The sequence below is a fragment of the Nocardia sp. NPDC003183 genome, from assembly GCF_053590715.1.
Genome location: NZ_JBSFTG010000023.1, coordinates 1 through 17,191, shown reverse-complemented (window position 1 = coordinate 17,191; position 17,191 = coordinate 1). Strand labels below are relative to the sequence as shown.

Annotated in this window: 14 protein-coding genes; 8 read left to right on the top strand and 6 right to left on the bottom strand. The window is 68.5% G+C overall.

Going from position 1 to position 17,191, the window contains the following annotated elements:
• Positions 1-39: 39 nt before the first annotated feature.
• From ACWDXS_RS33860 to ACWDXS_RS33850, 3 genes are all read left to right on the top strand, one after another.
• Entirely contained in the window at positions 40-3,858 is a 3,819-nt protein-coding gene (locus tag ACWDXS_RS33860) for an nSTAND1 domain-containing NTPase (protein ID WP_449972129.1), read from the top strand.
• 65 nt (positions 3,859-3,923) lie between these two features.
• Complete coding sequence (locus ACWDXS_RS33855; RefSeq protein ID WP_449972126.1) at positions 3,924-5,648, top strand: PspC domain-containing protein; 1,725 nt, start codon at positions 3,924-3,926, stop codon at positions 5,646-5,648.
• Positions 5,641-5,853: a hypothetical protein gene (locus ACWDXS_RS33850; protein WP_378996864.1), complete on the top strand. Its 213-nt coding sequence runs from the start codon at positions 5,641-5,643 to the stop codon at positions 5,851-5,853. The genes ACWDXS_RS33855 and ACWDXS_RS33850 overlap by 8 nt, the downstream gene beginning before the upstream one ends.
• Before the next feature lie 219 nt (positions 5,854-6,072).
• On the opposite strand, the gene guaA is transcribed toward ACWDXS_RS33850, so the two are convergent.
• Positions 6,073-7,647 (bottom strand): glutamine-hydrolyzing GMP synthase, encoded by a 1,575-nt coding sequence (guaA, locus tag ACWDXS_RS33845; RefSeq protein WP_378996866.1) that lies wholly within the window; start codon positions 7,645-7,647, stop codon positions 6,073-6,075.
• A 132-nt stretch (positions 7,648-7,779) separates the two neighbouring features.
• Between guaA and ACWDXS_RS33840 the strand changes: the two genes are divergently transcribed.
• Positions 7,780-8,607: an alpha/beta fold hydrolase gene (locus ACWDXS_RS33840; protein WP_449972122.1), complete on the top strand. Its 828-nt coding sequence runs from the start codon at positions 7,780-7,782 to the stop codon at positions 8,605-8,607.
• Here the strand turns inward: ACWDXS_RS33840 and ACWDXS_RS33835 are convergent.
• On the bottom strand, positions 8,594-9,748 hold the full coding sequence (locus tag ACWDXS_RS33835) for a GuaB3 family IMP dehydrogenase-related protein (protein WP_378996870.1): 1,155 nt from the start codon (positions 9,746-9,748) through the stop codon (positions 8,594-8,596). The two genes, ACWDXS_RS33840 and ACWDXS_RS33835, sit on opposite strands and share 14 nt — an antisense overlap.
• Before the next feature lie 268 nt (positions 9,749-10,016).
• Positions 10,017-11,561, bottom strand: coding sequence for an IMP dehydrogenase (gene guaB / locus ACWDXS_RS33830; protein ID WP_378635339.1), 1,545 nt, complete (start codon positions 11,559-11,561; stop codon positions 10,017-10,019).
• 221 nt (positions 11,562-11,782) lie between these two features.
• Between guaB and ACWDXS_RS33825 the strand changes: the two genes are divergently transcribed.
• Positions 11,783-12,196: a DUF5319 domain-containing protein gene (locus tag ACWDXS_RS33825; RefSeq protein ID WP_022567296.1), complete on the top strand. Its 414-nt coding sequence runs from the start codon at positions 11,783-11,785 to the stop codon at positions 12,194-12,196.
• A 170-nt stretch (positions 12,197-12,366) separates the two neighbouring features.
• Here the strand turns inward: ACWDXS_RS33825 and ACWDXS_RS33820 are convergent, their stop codons facing one another.
• The 3 genes from ACWDXS_RS33820 to ACWDXS_RS33810 all read right to left on the bottom strand — a co-directional run bounded on the left by ACWDXS_RS33820 (position 12,367) and on the right by ACWDXS_RS33810 (position 15,035).
• Positions 12,367-13,482, bottom strand: coding sequence for an anti-sigma-D factor RsdA (locus tag ACWDXS_RS33820; protein ID WP_378996930.1), 1,116 nt, complete (start codon positions 13,480-13,482; stop codon positions 12,367-12,369).
• Entirely contained in the window at positions 13,475-14,053 is a 579-nt protein-coding gene (locus ACWDXS_RS33815; RefSeq protein WP_056818204.1) for a sigma-70 family RNA polymerase sigma factor, read from the bottom strand. Before ACWDXS_RS33815 ends, ACWDXS_RS33820 begins: the two co-directional genes overlap by 8 nt.
• Positions 14,054-14,210: 157 nt before the next feature.
• Positions 14,211-15,035 carry a hypothetical protein gene (locus ACWDXS_RS33810; RefSeq protein ID WP_449972213.1) on the bottom strand — a complete coding sequence of 275 codons (825 nt, stop codon included), beginning with the start codon at positions 15,033-15,035 and terminating at the stop codon, positions 14,211-14,213.
• A 629-nt stretch (positions 15,036-15,664) separates the two neighbouring features.
• Between ACWDXS_RS33810 and ACWDXS_RS33805 the strand changes: the two genes are divergently transcribed.
• From ACWDXS_RS33805 to ACWDXS_RS33795, 3 genes are all read left to right on the top strand, one after another.
• Complete coding sequence (locus ACWDXS_RS33805) at positions 15,665-15,958, top strand: WhiB family transcriptional regulator (RefSeq protein WP_022567299.1); 294 nt, start codon at positions 15,665-15,667, stop codon at positions 15,956-15,958.
• Positions 15,959-16,104: 146 nt separating this feature from the next.
• Positions 16,105-16,722 carry a sigma-70 family RNA polymerase sigma factor gene (locus ACWDXS_RS33800; RefSeq protein WP_378635331.1) on the top strand — a complete coding sequence of 206 codons (618 nt, stop codon included), beginning with the start codon at positions 16,105-16,107 and terminating at the stop codon, positions 16,720-16,722.
• Position 16,723: 1 nt separating this feature from the next.
• On the top strand, positions 16,724-16,975 hold the full coding sequence (locus tag ACWDXS_RS33795) for an RskA family anti-sigma factor (RefSeq protein WP_449972116.1): 252 nt from the start codon (positions 16,724-16,726) through the stop codon (positions 16,973-16,975).
• Positions 16,976-17,191 lie beyond the last annotated feature (216 nt).

Genomic DNA, 17,191 nt, shown 5'->3' with positions numbered 1-17,191 from the left:
AGCATGGCCCTCGGTCGTTTTCATCGAACGGGGGGTTCATTGACCATCAATGACGCGCAGAGTTCCTCGCCACGTGCGATTTTCGCGCAGCGGTTCGCCGAACTCTATGCCGTGGCAGGCAATCCGACCTTGCGCCGGGTCGCCTCGGCCACCGAGCGTCGCATGCGCGGCACCCAGGCCGGCACGCCGTCGCCGCAGCGGATCAGCGACTGGAAGGCCGGGCGCAATGTGCCCGCTCGCTTCGAATCGCTGCTGCCGGTGGTCCTCACGCTCGTCGAGCTGACCGAGAAGTCTCAACGCGACCTACCGCGCGGCCTGGCCGACCCGCACGAATGGCGACGCCTGTGGCAGGAGTCGGTCACCTGGACAGCGGCCGCCACCGACGGCGACGCCTGCCCCTACCCCGGCCTGCGCGCCTATCTCCCCGAGGAGCACACCTTGTTCTTCGGACGTGAGCAGGCCACCACCGAATTCGTCGACCTGGTGCGCGCCACCACCGGCGTCGTCGTCCTGATCGGCGCGTCGGGGGCGGGCAAGTCCTCGCTGCTGGCGGCGGGTCTGCGACCCACGATCGACCTACCCGCCGCGACCATGACACCGGGATCGACGCCGACCGCCGGACTCGCGGCGACACTGACCGACGGCCTACGGGTCCTGATCGTCGACCAGTTCGAGGAACTGTTCACCCTGTGCCAGGACGAAGCCGAACGTTCGGCATTCCTGTCCGCGCTCGCCGACCTACCCGATTCGGTGACGATCGTTCTGGCGCTGCGTGCCGACTTCTACGAACAATGCCTGCACTATCCGATAGTGCGGAACAGTCTGCAGCGCAACAGCTACCTGCTCGGCGCGATGTCCATGGACGAGGTCTCGCACGCGATCACCGGACCGGCGGCCGCCGCCGGGCTCACCCTGGAGCCAGGTCTGGAAGAACTGGTGCTCACCGAACTGCGCGGGCTCGGCGGGCACCTCAGCGCCGACGGCTACGACCCAGGGGCGCTGCCACTGCTCTCACACGTGATGGCCGCGACCTGGCAGCAGCGCGAGGGTCGCAAACTCACCGTCGCCGGCTACCGCAAAGCGGGCGGTGTCGCCGGCTCGGTCGCCGAGACCGCCGAACTCGCCTGGAGCGAGCTCACTCCGGGGCAGCAGAGCGCCGCTCAGGAGTTGCTCGGCTCGCTCGTCACCGTCGGACAGGACGGGCGTGACACCCGGCGAACGGTAGACCGTGCCGAATTGCTCGGCCGCAGCGGCGATCCCGATGCCTCAGCGGAAGCGCTCGAAGTCCTCGCGACCAGCAGACTGATCGCCCTCGACGCGGGCTCGGTGCAGTTCTCCCATGAGATCGTGCTGACCGCGTGGCCCCGGCTACGCGGCTGGATCGATACGGACCGGGTCGGGCACCTGGTCCGACAGCGGCTCGAACACGATGCGACCGAGTGGGAGTCGGCGAGACACGATTCGGCGCTGCTGTATCGCGGTACCCGACTCGACAACGCGAACGAGCACACCGGCGGCGCCCCCCTCAGTCCGCGTGTACGCGCCTTCCTCCAAGCTTCGCGGCGAGCGGCACGCAACGGCGGACGCTGGCGGATCGTGGCGGTCGCCGTCGTGATCGCCCTGCTCGCCACCGGTGTCATCGCCGTCGACCGCAGCAGGCTCGCCGATCAGCGGGCACTGGACCGCGACTACGCCGAACTGGTGGCCGCGGCCCACCGGACCAGGAGCAGCGACCCGTCGATCTCGGCGCAATTCCTGTTGGCCGCGTATCGAATCCGGCCTGACATCGCGACGCGCACCCAGCTGTTGAACAGCCAGGATTCACCCCTGGCCGTCAGCGTGCCCGCCCACGAGCGCGGCGTCTCCACGCTGGCTCATCGCGCGGCCGACGCACTACTGGTGTCGATCGACTACGCCGGCGACACCGCCTTCTGGGATCTGCGCGATCCCGCACGGCCACGCCGGCTCACCACCTCACTCGGAACGCGGACCGACCACCTCGAATTCATCCCGGGTAGCACCGACGCGGTCACCCTCGGCAATTCCGGTACCCAGCTGTGGGACCTCGCTCGCCCCGAGTCTCCCCGCCTGATCCACACCTTCGACACCCTGCGAAGCGACACACTCACCGTCGATCCGAGCGGAACGCGACTCGCCGAAATCGACGCCTCGACGCTTACCCTCTGGGACATCCGCGATCGGTCACGACCTGTGCGCACCTTCACCCGTCCGCTCTCCGGTGACAACCATTCCGTCGAATTCGGCCCCGGCGGCACGCTGCTAGCCGTCGGGTCCGCCACCTTCGACACCGGCGTCCCCGATTTCGTGCAGTTGTGGGATACCGCCGCTGCGCGTCCCATCGGGCCGCCGATCGCCACATCCGGCACCGACGTCCTCCAAGCGGTCGCCCTCAGCCCGGACGGCACCCGCCTGGCTATCGGCACGCACGGCGTGAAGCACACCAGCAGCGCACCGTCGAGTCAGTTCGAACTCTGGGACATCACTGATCCGCACCACCCGCACACGTTCGGCGCCTCGACTCGTGTCGACAACGACGTGCTGGCCTCGATCGCTTTCCACCAGGACGGGCACCTCCTCGCCACCGGCTCCGACGAGGCCGCGCGGCTGTGGAACATCACCGACCCGGCCCAACCCGTGCAAGCGGGCCCGGCCCTGTCGGTGAGCCCGGCCGCCTGCCCACAGGCCAGGGTCTCCCTGTGCAGCGGCGGACCGACGTCGATGTTCTTCCTCCCGGGCGAACCGATACTCATCGGAGCGGGGCACGACGGCCTGCTGCGCACCTGGACACTGCCCCGATCGACGATCGACGTGTTTCCCCGGCTGCCCTCGGGTCCGGTGTTCGATCGAGCAGGAGATCGGATGGCCATGGTGACCCGGACCGGCGACGTGACGATCTGGGACACCACCGACCCGCGCCGCCCGACCCGGCTGACCACGGTCCCGAACGTACTGGCGCTGTCGAACCCGGTGCTGAGTCCGGACGGACGCACGCTGAGCCTGCACGACCAGGTCGGCAAGCGCCGGATCGTCTTCGACCTCGACGATCCGCGTCATCCACGACAACTGCCCAGCTGGCCGACCGGCGAGGCCGAGAGCTCGACTGTCAACGGCAACCGGATGCTGCTGACCTTCACCGACTCGGTCCACATGTGGGACGTCACCGACCGCAGCGCGCCGAAGCCTCTCGGGTCGCCGATCACCGCGAGTTTCGGAAAGCTCGTCGGTGACGCCTTCAGCCTCGACGGCAGCCTGGTCGAAGTGATGCTCGTCGACCACCGCAGCGACTGGCAGCACTACACCCGCCAGATCTGGAATCTGGACGACCCGGTGCATCCTCGTCTGATCGCCGAGACCGACGTGGAACTCAGCACCGTCGTACAACCGTCCCAGTTCCTGCCCGACAACCGGACTCTCGCCGTCACCAAAGACGATCGCTTCGGCCTGTGGGACACCGACACACCCGAGGTCTTCACCCCGCTCGTCGACGCGGTCCGCACCGAAGTCGGGCCGCTCAGCTGGATATCCACATCGGCGGACGGCACCGAGCTGGCGGTGTCGAGCGACGACGGCACGACCGGCCTGTGGAATCTCGACGACCCCCACACGCCGCGCAAATACATCGGCCCGCTCGGCCCCGCCGACGGCCGCGACCGGCAGGTGGTCCTGCACCCGCGCGGTGAACAGCTCGTGATCGTCACCGACAACGGCCAGCTCGGCGTGTGGGACCTCGACACCGAGACCGTGGCCGCCCGGATCTGCGCGTCCACCGGCCGACTCACCGAAGCCGTCTGGCGCGGGCAGGTCGCGAACGTCGCCTACCGCTCCCCCTGTCCCTGAACCCGGGCAATTATCAGGGTTACCCCCGATGTGCGGAGGGGGCGGCTCGGCACACCATGGATGGCATGAGCAGAACGAGCTTCGCCGACCAGGTTCACCAGATGTGGCAGACGCGGCCCGTCCGGCTGCCTCGGCAAGGGCCGATCGCCGGCGTGGCGGCGGGGTTCGGGTTGCGGTACGGGGTGGATCCGGTGCTCGTGCGGGTGGCCTTCGTGGTGTCGACGATCTTCGGCGGGGCCGGGATCGTGCTGTACCTGCTGGCCTGGCTGGTGCTGGGGTCGGCGGGCAACGAGATGTCGGCGGCGCAGGCCCTGTCGGCCCACGATCGAGGTTCGCATTCGCAGACCAAGACGATCGTGTTGATCGTCGCGCTGGCTATCGCCGTGTCGACCATGGGGCCGATCGGGCTGGGAATGGGCGGGTCCGGGGTGGTCAGCATGGGGCTGATGCTCGCAGGCTGGTGGATGCTGTATCTGCGTCATCCGGAGCTGCCCGCGGGATTCGACGCCTACCGCGCTCCGCTCGGCACGACGGGCTACCCGGGCGCGGGCTACCCGACCGGGGTCCCGGTGCGCGGCTACCCGTACAACCCGGAGGTACCACCGACGGGGATGTACACGCCCTACACCAAACTCCCCGACGCCTACGTTCCCGATCCGGCGCTCGCCCGCGAGGAAACCCGCACGGCCACCGCCGAATCCGCGCCGCTGCTGCGAGTCGACGCGACCGATACGGTCGTCCTGCACAAGGACATCGACGAATCGGGCAGCGCTGCTGTGGATTCCGTCGAGACCACCCGGATCACCGTGACACCGGCCTCCAGCGAACCCGGACAAGAGGATCCGGACAACCGCGAGGTCGCCTCGGACGCGTCGACTCCGCACGCCGTGTCGGATACGAGCGAGCAGGCGGCCGATTCGGTTCCACCCGTCGATCTCGACAAGCGGGCGGACAGCCCGACAACCGAGGTCGTCGAGCCGGCCGACACCGACGAGAGCATGCGGCCCGCCGAACAACCACAGGCGAACGAAACCGGCGCCACCGCCGTCCTGCGCAAGGACGTCCCCGGAACCATCTCTCCCGCACCCGAGCCCCCGCGGATCAACGCGCAGGTGCCCAACGGCTGGGACCCGCTCGCTGTCGCCCCCCTCGCCTGGGAACTCCCGGAAGCGGCACCCCGCTACGCACCGGTCGCGCCACCGGCACCGAAACGTCCACGCTCCCGGCTGACCCCGGTCACCATCGGCCTGGCGATCCTGGCCGCGGCGCTGGCGGGTGCGGCAGCCGCATCGGGCGTCGAATGGATGACCCCCGCGCGGATCGCGGCCTTCGCCTTGGCCGTAGTCGGACTCGGCCTCGTCGTCGGCGCGTTCCTGCGGCGCGGGTACGGGCTGCTGATCCTCACCGCCCCGCTGGCCGGGTTCGTGGTGCTGGCCTCCCTGATCGGGCCGATCGACTTCAGCGAAACCGCCGTCGGCGACCGTGTCTGGGCGCCGACCTCGGTCGCCGAGTTGCAGCCCCGCTACGCCCTCGACATCGGTTCGGGCACGCTGGACCTGCGCGGACTGAACCTCACCGAGTCACGCAGCGTCGAAGTCGCGGTGAACATCGGTGACGCGAAAGTGCAACTGCCCGAAGGGATGACGGTGAACACGACGTGTGACATCCGAGTGGCCGATTCCAACTCGACCTGCAAAGACGGACTGAGCGGGCCGAACACCCCCGGCGCACCGGTCCTCGACCTGCACGTCAAGATGCACCTGGGTGACGCGGTGGTGACCCGTGGCTGATCCGACCGGCACCGAGCCCGCCCGCCGACCCGCCTTCACCCTGCTGACCATCGGCCTGATCGCACTGGCCGTGAGCGTCTGGGCACTGCTGGGCGCACCCACCCCCGACGACGGCGGGATCCTGCCCATCGGCTGGGGCGTGGTGATCGCGGCCATCGTCATCGGCCTGCTGCTCACGCTGACCCCCAGCCGTAAACACCACTGACCGAAGACAACTCAGGCAACAGCAATGGCCCGTCATCACGACGGGCCATTGCTGTTGACGGGACCAGTTGAAAGACAAGGGCAATGGACGAATCCGCGAAGAGACCGCAAACCCCACTGGCGAAGGTCCTGCCGCCGGTCACCCACCGGCCGTACGCCGGCGGCTTCCTCCTGGGCAGGCTTCTGCTCACCCAGGCGGCGCCGCCGCGGCCGGCCTAGTTCACTCCCACTCGATGGTGCCCGGCGGCTTGCTCGTCACGTCGAGGACCACGCGGTTGACCTCGGCCACCTCGTTGGTGATGCGCGTCGAGATCCGTTCCAGCACGTCGTAGGGCAGCCGGGTCCAGTCCGCGGTCATCGCGTCCTCGCTCGACACCGGACGCAGCACGATCGGGTGACCGTAGGTGCGGCCGTCGCCCTGCACACCGACCGAACGCACGTCGGCCAGCAGCACGACCGGGCACTGCCAGATCTGCTTGTCCAGGCCGGCCGCGGTGAGCTCCTCGCGGGCGATGGCGTCGGCCTGGCGGAGCAGATCGAGCCGGTCGGCGGTCACCTCGCCGACGATGCGGATCGCGAGGCCGGGGCCCGGGAACGGCTGGCGCGCAACGATTTCCTCGGGCAGCCCGAGTTCACGGCCGACCGCGCGGACCTCGTCCTTGAACAGCAGGCGCAGCGGCTCGACCAGATCGAACTCGAGGTCGTCGGGCAGGCCACCGACATTGTGGTGGCTCTTGATGTTCGCGGTGCCGGTGCCGCCGCCGGATTCGACGACGTCCGGGTACAGGGTGCCCTGGACCAGGAATTCGACCTTCGGTGCGGCACCCGCGGCAGCGCCCTCCTCGAGCACGATGCCCGCGACCGCGTCCTCGAAGGAGCGGATGAACTCGCGGCCGATGATCTTGCGCTTCTCCTCGGGATCGGAGACGCCCTTCAGCTCGCCGAGGAACTTGTCCACCGCGTCGACGGTCACCAGCTTGGCGCCGGTCGCGGCGACGAAGTCCTGCTGGACCTGCTCGCGCTCGCCGGCCCGCAGCAGACCGTGGTCGACGAACACACAGGTGAGCCGGTCGCCGATCGCGCGCTGCACCAGCGCGGCCGCCACGGCGGAGTCGACTCCGCCGGACAGGCCACAGATGGCGTGCCCGTCACCGATCTGCTCGCGCACGCTCTCGATCAGCGACTCGGCGATATTGGCCGGGGTCCACTGCGCGGGGATGCCCGCGAGCTCGTGCAGGAAGCGGCTGAGCACCTGCTGGCCGTGCGGGGAGTGCAGCACCTCGGGGTGATATTGCACGCCGGCCAGGCGCCGCGCACGGTCCTCGAACGCGGCCACGGGGGCGCCCGCGGTGGTACCGGTGACCTCGAAGCCCTCGGGGGCATCGGTCACCGCGTCACCGTGCGACATCCACACCGGCTGGATGGTCGGCAGGCCGCCGTGCAGCACACCGCCGTCGATGTTCAGCTCGGTGCGGCCGTATTCGCGGGTGCCGGTTTCCGACACGGTGCCGCCGAGCGCCTGTGCCATGGCCTGGAAGCCGTAGCAGATGCCGAACACGGGCACGCCGAGATCGAACAGCCGCGCGTCGAGTTGCGGTGCGCCCTCGGCATACACACTCGACGGACCACCGGACAGGATCACGGCCAGCGGCTGCTTGTCGGCGATCTCTTCCACGGTCATCGTGTGCGGAATCACCTCGGAGAACACCCGTGACTCACGCACCCGTCGGGCGATCAGCTGGGCGTACTGCGCGCCGAAGTCGACGACGAGGACCGGTCTCTGAGTATCTGCCACCGCCACAGTTTAGTGACGGGGTGCGACGAGCAAGCAGCGGGCATCGCCGGAGGCCGGACTCGCCGTAGTGACTGTGCACGACGCGCCCCCATTCTTGGGCGTGGCGCGGCGGCTCTGGCTATCCTCGTGCTCGTGCCATTCGCCCGCGCGATCGATGCCGACATCTACTACGAGGACAGCGGTGGCACCGGTCCGGTGGTGTTGCTCGCCCACGAATTCTTCATGGATCGCACGATGTTCGCCTCGCAGCAGGCCGCGCTCGCACCCGAATTCCGGATCGTCGCCTGGGACGCGCGCGGTCACGGCCGCACCAGAGACCAGCGGTTGCCCTTCACCTACTGGACCGCGGCCAGGGACGCGCTGACGGTGCTCGACTCGATCGGCGTCGAACGCGCGATCGTCGGCGGGACGGCGCAAGGGGGCTTCACAGCATTGCGGACCGCGTTGGTCGCACCCGAACGGGTCGCCGCGCTGATCTTGATCAGCACCGAGGCGCACGGACCGACCCTCGACCAGTCGACCGCCACCCAGCGATTCCTCGACGAGTGGCACGACCGCAGCTCCCGCGAGGAAGCCGCGGGCCGACTGGCCGACTGGCTCATCGGCGACGACACCTGGTATCGCGACATCTGGACCCGCCGCTGGGTCGGCGACGCCCACAGCGGGCTCGACGCCGCCGTCGGCTGCCTACTCGGACGCGACTCGGTACTCGACCGACTACGCGAGATCACCTGCCCGGCACTGATCATCCACGCCACACAGAGCGGCATCGCGAGCGACCGGGCCCGCACGCTGGCGGACGGGCTCACCGCCTCCACCTTCGTGGAGATCGATGGCGCCCGTCTCGCCGTCACGATGACGCACCCGGAACCGGTCAATACCGCGATCTCCCGGTTCCTGCGGGATCGGGTCTCACTGACCCACGTTCGTCAGCGCGGGCGGCCTGTCAGCGGACGCTGAGCCCGACCTTCTGGAATTCCTTGAGGTCGGAGTAGCCGGCCTTGGCCATCGAACGGCGAAGGCCACCGACCAGGTTCAGCGAGCCGAACGGGTCGTCGGAGGGGCCGTAGAGCACGCGCTCGAGGCTCGGACGGGCCGCCGCGCCGTCGGGGCCGTCCAGCCAGGCCTCGTCGACCGGCAGGAACGAACCGCGCGGCACCGAGGGGTGCGCGGTCGCCGAGGGCCAGTACCACCCGCGACCGGGCGCCTCCGCCGACGCCGACAGCGGCACACCGAGCATCACAGCGTCGGCGCCACAGGCGATGGCCTTGGCCAGCTGACCCGAGGTGGCCACGTCACCGTCGGCGATGACGTGCACGTACCGGCCGCCGGTCTCGTCGAGGTAATCGCGACGGGCCGCGGCCGCGTCGGCGATCGCGGTGGCCATCGGCACGCCGATGCCGAGCACCTCACCGGTGGTGGTGGCGCCGGGGAACGAGCCGTAGCCGACGATGACGCCCGCCGCGCCGGTGCGCATCAGGTGCAGCGCGGTGCGGTGATCGCTCACGCCACCGGCCACGACCGGCACATCCAGCTCAGCGATGAAGGTCTTGAGGTTGAGCGGCTCCTCGCCACCCACGTGCTCGGCGGAGATGATGGTGCCCTGCACGACCAGCAGGTCGATACCGGCCTGGAGCAGCGCCGGGGTCAGCGCGCGGGCGTTCTGCGGGCTCACGCGCACCGAGGTGGTCACCCCGGCCGCCCGGACCTGCGCGACAGCGGCGGCCAGCAGGTCGGGCTGCATCGGCGCGGCGTGCAGTTCCTGCAGCAGCGAGATGGCCTTTTCGTAACCCCCCTTGTCGACCAGATCGAGCAGCTGGTCGATCTTGGCCTGCACGTCGGCGTGGCGGGCCCAGAGGCCTTCACCGTTGATCACGCCGAGGCCACCCTGGCGACCCAGCTCGATCGCGAACTCGGGCGAGACCAGCGCGTCGGTGGGGTGCGCGAGCACCGGGATCTCGAAACGGTAGGCATCGAGCTGCCACGCCAGCGAGACCAGCTTCGACGAGCGCGTCCGCCGCGAGGGCACGATATCGACGTCGTCGAGCTCATAGGTCCGACGAGCGACCCGTCCCATACCGATTTCGACCATGTCACGCACAGTTGCTCCTGTGTTTTTGGAGCGCTGGCGCGCTCGAGTTCGCGGCCACCACGGGCCGCCGGTCAGGCACCGCCGCTTGCTCCTTCGTCGCCTACGCGGCGGCGCCTGGCCGGCGACCCGGCCGCGAACCGCCGCTGCGCGGCGGACCCTCCTCGAGGTCGGGTCGTGCGGGGCCGGGAGTGCCGGTAGACGGCGGACTCGGAGCCTGCCTGCATTGCCTTTGTGCGCCGGGAGCGTACCTCCCGGCGCACAAACGCATCTATTGTACTCAGCCGCGCCCGGTGTAGTTCGGGGCCTCGACGGTCATCGTGATGTCGTGCGGGTGGCTCTCCTTGAGGCCCGCCGCGGTGATCTGCACGAACTGCGCGCCCTGGAGGTGCTCGATGTTCTGCGAACCGGTGTAGCCCATCGCGGCACGCAGGCCGCCGACGAGCTGGTGGATCACCTGGTTGACCGGGCCGCGGAACGGAACGCGGCCTTCGATGCCCTCGGGGACGAGCTTGTCCTCGGCGAGCACGTCGTCCTGGAAGTAGCGGTCCTTGGAGTACGACTTGGCCTGGCCGCGGCCCTGCATCGCACCGAGCGAGCCCATGCCACGGTAGGCCTTGAACTGCTTGCCGTTCACCAGCACCAGGTCGCCGGGCGACTCGGCGGTGCCCGCGAGCAGCGAGCCGAGCATCACCGTGGACGCACCCGCGGCGATCGCCTTGGCGACGTCGCCGGAGTACTGCACGCCACCGTCGGCGATCACCGGCACGCCGGCGGCCTTGCACGCGGCGACGGCTTCGAGGATCGCGGTGATCTGCGGCGCGCCGACACCGGCGACCACACGAGTGGTGCAGATGGAGCCGGGGCCCACACCCACCTTCACCGCGTCGACGCCCGCCTCGACGAGCGCGGCGGCACCGGCACGCGTGGCGACATTGCCGCCGACGATCTGGATCCGGTCACCGACCTCGGCCTTGACCTTGGCGACCATCTGCAGCACCTGCGACTGGTGGCCGTGCGCGGTGTCGACGATCAGCACGTCGACCCCGGCGTCGGCCAGCGTCATGGCCCGCGACCAGGAATCCTCACCGACACCGATCGCGGCGCCCACCAGCAGGCGGCCGTCGCGGTCCTTGGTGGCGTTGGGGTACTGATCGGTCTTGACGAAGTCCTTGACCGTGATCAGCCCGCGCAGCCTGCCGTTGCCGTCGACGATCGGCAGCTTCTCGATCTTGTGGCGACGCAGCAGCCCCAGCGCGGCCTCGGCGGTGACACCCTCACGGGCGGTGATCAGCGGCGCCTTGGTCATCACCTCGTCCACGCGGCGGTCCTGATCGACCTCGAAGCGCATGTCGCGGTTGGTGATGATGCCCACCAGCGCGCCGGTCTCGTCGACCACCGGCAGACCCGAGATGCGGAAGCGGGCGCACATGGCGTCGACCTCGGCGAGGGTATCGGTGGGACGACAGGTGACCGGGTCGGTCACCATGCCCGCCTCGGAGCGCTTCACCGTCTCCACCTGGGCGGCCTGATCGGCGGCCGAGAGGTTGCGGTGCAGCACACCCATACCGCCCGCACGCGCCATGGCGATGGCCATGCGCGCCTCGGTGACGGTGTCCATGGCCGAGCTCACCAGCGGCGTGCGCAGGGTGATGTCCCTGGTCAGCTTGCTGGAAGTCTCGACCGAGCTGGGGATGAGATCCGAGGCGGCAGGCAGCAACAGCACGTCGTCGAACGTGAGGCCGAGCATGGCGATCTTGGTCGGATCGTCGCCCCCCGTAGGAGGGCGCACCGCGATTCGTTCGCCCGACACGGGATTACTCATTCGGATCGACCCCTCCTGGTCGTCATAGCTACCGACGCGGTAGACACAGTGCGTCGGTGCTCGAGCGGAAAAAGCTTTCGGATGGTCGGCTGGAACAAAGTCGCCGACGCCTGTATTCCATGGTATCCGGCGCCCGGAGACGCCTGTGAAGTGAGCCCTTCCGCAAAACTTGCCCGGTGCATCGCTGGCGCGATGCACCAAGTACTGCGTACCGTGGGGATGTGCGTGACCATCTACCACCTGGCCTGCCGCCGGATCCCTTCGCCGGAGACCCCTCCGACCCGTCCGCCGCGCTCGATGCGATCGAGCCCGGTGAGCCGTTGGATCCTCATGAGCGCCTCGCGGTCGAGGAAGATCTCGCAGACCTCGCCGTATACGAAGCCCTGCTGGCCCACCGCGGTATCCGCGGTCTGGTCGTCAGCTGTGAGGATTGTCGGCAAGATCACTACCACGACTGGGACATGCTGCGGGCGAACCTCCTACAGCTACTGGTCGACGGCACTGTCCGTCCACACGAACCCGCCTACGACCCCACCCCCGAGGCTTACGTCACGTGGGACTACTGCCGCGGCTACGCGGACGCGTCGATGAACGAGGCGTTCCACGGCGACGGGTTCGACGGGTTCGACAACTGAGCTCCCCGCCGACTCGGCACAGCTGAGTCCGTCGCGGCGCCTGCCCTCCTCCACTCTCGGTCACGCGTGCGTGGGGGGAATACGCGGGCCCACACCGGAAATGCCCCAGCACAAGACGAAGGCCCCGAACCTGTTCGGGGCCTTCGTCTTTAGTTCAATTCATCGTGCTGCTACGGCGAGGGCACCGCGGGCGGCGACTGCAGGATGGTCGCCGGCGGAGGCACCTGCTGCGTGGGCGGCAAGCTCGGCAGCGGTGCGGACGTCGGGACCACCGTCGTCGGCACAGTGACGACCGGCGGTGATTCGACGATGGTGGTCGGTGGTGTGGTCGGGTCGACAGTCACCGGCGGGGTCACCGGCGGTTGTGTCGGCTCGACCGGCGGCTGCGACGGCTCGACCGGAACCAGCGGCTTGGTTTCCGGGCCAGGGCCCGGGCCCGGGGTCTGCATGATGACCGGCGGCGGTGTCGACGGATCGGTGGTACCCGCTCCTGGAGCGGTAGGCGCCACCGGCGCGGTGGTACCCGGATTCGTCGTCGGCGGGACCTGAACGGGCGAGCTGGGCTTGGTCGGCGCGGTGGTGGTCGGCGGCAGTTGCGCGCCGATCTCCGGGGCGACCTTGATCAGCTGATCTCGCAGCAGGTTCCAGCGCGCGATCAGATCGTCACGCTTGGCCGGATCGTCGACCTGGCCCGCGTTGGCCGAAGCCTGTTCCAGCCTGGCCTTCGCCTGTTCCGGATTGCCCGAGGTGAGCAGGTTCTGTGCGGCCAGCAGATCTTCGTCGGCGTACTGTACGACGGTGGACTGTGCCTGCTCGCTGAACACGACCTCCTTGACCCGCCACAGCGGATCGCCGGGAGCCGCGCTGTAAGCGAAGGCCGTGATACCGCCGAACACCAGCGCCAGTGCCGCCGCTGCCCCGAAAATCGGGCGGACCAGTCGTAGACGTCCGCGCGAGGAAGCTCCGACTCGAACCTGCCGCGCGCCGATCTCCTGATTGACGGCCGCGAACACGGTGTCGAGATCAGGGCCCGCGGGCATCGGCTCGGCCAGTAGGTCGGCCCGCCAATCCGCGAGTAACGACGCCAGCTGGAACTCTTCGGGACTGTCGGTGCGGACCGGACCATCGCTCGCGATCGCGTCGATCAGCGCATCATCGCTGCGCACCGCCGCAATGTCGACCGGTCCGGAGTCACCGGCATCCTCGGCGGCGTAGGGACCGCTGTCGTGCGATCCGCGCTGCCAAACTTTCCGGTCGCCTAGACCGCGCTCGCCATCCCTAGCCATACATTTCACCTGCCCTCGCCACTTGTGACTTCAGTTTCGCGAGTGCCCTGTGCTGGGCAACCCGTATCGCCCCCGCCGTGCTGCCCACGGCGACTGCGGTTTCCTCTGCTGACAGACCCATGACCAAACGCAGGATCAGGATTTCTCGATGCTTCTCGGGGAGCGTGGCCAGCAGAGTGTTCATCTGCCTGCTCGTCTCCGAGTCGAGAGCCCGCTGTTCCGGCCCGTGGTCGGTGGATATGACATCTGGTACTTCGGCCATCGCCTCCGCCTTGTTACGGGCGGCGTTGCGATGGGCGTCGGCGACCTTGTGCGAAGCGATTCCGTACACGAAGGCCATGAAGGGCCGACCCTGATCCTGATAGCGGGGCAGGGCGGTCATCACAGCCAAACAGACCTCTTGCGCAACATCGTCCGCGGAGAGCTGTCCGCGCTCCGCGGCTCCGATCCTGGCCCTGCAGTAGCGAACCACCAAGGGACGGACCAGTTCCAATACCCGAGCTAAAGCGGTCCTGTCGCCCTGCGCAGCCGCAGCGACGGCGAGGTCCAACTCTTCGCCCATATGCGTCATCGTCAGAGATTTTCCTGGCGTTACGAGTGGCGCGGTCGAATGTGACCGAGCTTCCACCGAAATGGCGGAACGGCACTAACAATAGCGACCCCCGGATCGGCCGCCAGCGGGCGTGGCCGCTTCTAACCGTGCTCTCAGAAAGATCATCCGGAGCGAATCAGGCACCCAGCGGGGCGATGTCCCCACCCCAGGCCCGTAGACGGGCGCCATGATCTGCGGCTTCGCCCGCCGCGGCGCGCGCCGGAGCCGGTTCGGCGACTCCCGAGCGCAGCATCGCGGTGGCCCAGCGCAGTGGGAGAAGGCCGTTTTCGCGGCAGTCCGCGTCGACTCGCACGGCCAGTTCGGCGGACCCGGAGAGGTCGCCTGTGGCGGCTGTCGCGGCCGCCACGAGCAGCGCCGATTTCACCTGGTGACGCACAGAGGGAAGCGCCCCGGCGAGTTCGACCGCCGCGACCGCGTCGCGGAGCGCTGCGTCCGCTTCACCGCCGGCGAGCGCGGTCTCGGCGCACACCCAGTGCCAGCGCACCTCGGCTCGCGGAGGTGCCGCGGCGAGCAGTGGCCGCACCCGGCCGAGCAGTGTGCGGGCCAGCGCGAGTCGACCGGTGCCGAGGGCATCGGCGGCCAGGCCCGTATACGCGTCGGCGAGCGCCTCGGCGCGCGACGCTCCGGTAGCGCCGAGTGCGATCGCCGCGGCGCGACCGTCGAACGCTGCCGCACCCGCGTGATCGCCGAGCTGGCGCAGCAGCGATCCACGGGTGCTCTCGACGAGGGATCTCAGGCCGGGATCGGTCGCGGTTCTGGCCGATATCAGCAGGTCGGCACGGGCGGCGGCATAGCGGCCCTGGCCGCCGAGCGCGACCGCGCGGTACCACCGCGACAACGGGTCCGCCGGCTCCGGCAACTCCGTAGCGGCCAGGCCGGGAGTGGGCCCGAAAGCAGTCGAAACGAGTATTTCGGAACCGATATCCGCGGGTGAGGCCATTGTCTGCACGACGAGACTCTAGCCGCCACCCGCCCCGGGCAGCGCCCATGTTATGGATCGACGAGGGGCAATCAGCAAACAATCAGCATTTCGCTCGAGTGTCGATGTTGCCATCAGGTAAATCTCCGCTCCCCGATGCCACTACCGGAAAGTCTCGAATTCACATGCGTTTCGCGCAATTAACCTTCACGCCCCGTTTTCGCCATCTGCACGCAGTCCGGGTGCGGAGGCCGTTGTGATCCAGCACACCCAGCCACCCTGGCCGTCACCGGCACGAACCAGGCCCCGACCGGCGCGACCTGGGAAAATATGGGATGTCTCGGAAACGCGAAGACACCCGATCCATAGCCAACCAAACAGTATGGAGGGATCGGGTGTGAAATGTAAATAGTGAGTAGGTTAAATTTCAGCGTTGCAGATTTACTGAACTCATGCGCCGAACTATTGACGGAAATTCCCGCCTGCACCTAACGTAGCTCATCGCCACGGTTGGCGCCGCGCGAAATCGCAGCGACCTCCGAGCGGCACCGTCAGGCACCGTCGAGCCGGCCACCCCCACCGGGTGGCGCGAAGACCTGCCGCACCACTCGCTCGACAACGCTGACGAGCTCGCGCCTCAAGGAGTTCACATGCCCATGCCCACCCACCTTCCCGGACCGAACGCCGATGTCTGGGACTGGCAGATGCGCGGCTCGTGCCGCGGTCAGGACTCCGCGGTCTTCTTCCACCCCGACGGCGAACGCGGCCGCGCCCGCACAGCGCGCGAGATGCGCGCCAAGGAGATCTGCCGGGCCTGCCCCGTGCTGATGCAATGCCGCACCCATGCCCTCAAGGTCAGCGAGCCCTATGGCATCTGGGGCGGCATGTCCGAGACCGAACGCGAGATGCACGCCCGCCGCAACCGGCGACGGATGGCCGTCTGAGGTCAACCGAGCCGTCTGGCCGGGTTGGCAAATCTGTTCCAATCCGCTGGCCGTGGCGCGCCGAATCTCTAGCAAACAGCTGGCACCCGAATAAAGGGCACCCCCGGTCGCGAGGAGGTCATAGCCTCGGGCTACATTCGTGACCGATGACACAGAATGGGTTCCGAAGCGAAGCCTTTCCACCGAGCGTGGATTCTGCGGTTACCGCACGCGCGGCCGAAGGAGTCGAGCTAGCTGCACTGCTGGAACGATGCGGCCTGTCCGACCAGCAGGCCTTTGCCGAGCTGTACGACCGAACGTCCGCGCGCGTTTTCGGCCTGGTCCTGCGGGTGCTCCACGACCCCGGGTACGCGGAGGAGACCACCCAGGAGGTCTATCTCCAGATCTGGCGTACCGCTACGAGTTTCGACCCCGCCAAGGGGTCGGCGGTGACCTGGCTGATGACGTTGGCACACCGGCGCGCGGTCGACCGGGTTCGCGCCGAGCAAGCCCACACCCAGCGCGAGGTCGCGTACGGGATCCGGGTGCTCGGACACGAATTCGACGAGGTCACCGAGGAGGTGGAACGCAGACTAGAACAACAGGCCGTCCAGCGCGGACTCTCGACCCTCACCGAGACCCAGCGCGAGGCGATCTCGCTCGCCTACTACGGCGGGCGGACCTACGCGGAGGTAGCGACATACCTCGGCATCGGGTTACCGACCGTTAAGTCCCGAATTCGGGACGGATTGACACGACTGAAGAAAAGTTTGGGGGTGACGTGAGATGAACGAAGCCCAGATCGATCTCGCGCACACCGTCGCGCTCGGATTGATCGACGACGAAGACCATCACGCGATCCAGACCATCATCGATACCGAAGACTCCACCCTGTGTACGCAGTTCCTGCGAGAGGTTCGCGATACCCGCGAAGCTCTCGCCCAGCTCGCGTCCACAACCCCCACCCCACCGCCACCGTCCCTGCGCGCCCGTTTACTGGCCGCACTGAACGCCGAAGATCCCCCGGTAGCCAGCTAACCCACACCGCCCAAACCCCAGACCCGCCATGACCGCACTCCCACACACCACCTGCGACCCCTAGGGAGCAGCGGCCACGCAGTGGCCGGTCGCGGCCGGGCCGCCGGTTAGCCGCCGGGGCGTAGGCGACGAAGGAGCAAGCCCCGGTGGCTACTCCAGCGTGTACCGCCACTTCGACAGCAAGGCCGACCTGCTCGCGGCCGCCTTTCATCGCAC

Excerpts from the sequence above, each read along its gene's own strand:
- ACWDXS_RS33855 (WP_449972126.1), top strand. The coding sequence starts at position 3,924 with ATGAGCAGAACGAGCTTCGCCGACCAGGTTCACCAGATGTGGCAGACG.
- guaB (WP_378635339.1), bottom strand. The coding sequence starts at position 11,561 with ATGAGTAATCCCGTGTCGGGCGAACGAATCGCGGTGCGCCCTCCTACG.
- ACWDXS_RS33820 (WP_378996930.1), bottom strand. The coding sequence starts at position 13,482 with ATGGCTAGGGATGGCGAGCGCGGTCTAGGCGACCGGAAAGTTTGGCAG.
- ACWDXS_RS33815 (WP_056818204.1), bottom strand. The coding sequence starts at position 14,053 with ATGACGCATATGGGCGAAGAGTTGGACCTCGCCGTCGCTGCGGCTGCG.
- ACWDXS_RS33810 (WP_449972213.1), bottom strand. The coding sequence starts at position 15,035 with ATGGCCTCACCCGCGGATATCGGTTCCGAAATACTCGTTTCGACTGCT.
- ACWDXS_RS33805 (WP_022567299.1), top strand. The coding sequence starts at position 15,665 with ATGCCCATGCCCACCCACCTTCCCGGACCGAACGCCGATGTCTGGGAC.
- ACWDXS_RS33800 (WP_378635331.1), top strand. The coding sequence starts at position 16,105 with ATGACACAGAATGGGTTCCGAAGCGAAGCCTTTCCACCGAGCGTGGAT.
- ACWDXS_RS33795 (WP_449972116.1), top strand. The coding sequence starts at position 16,724 with ATGAACGAAGCCCAGATCGATCTCGCGCACACCGTCGCGCTCGGATTG.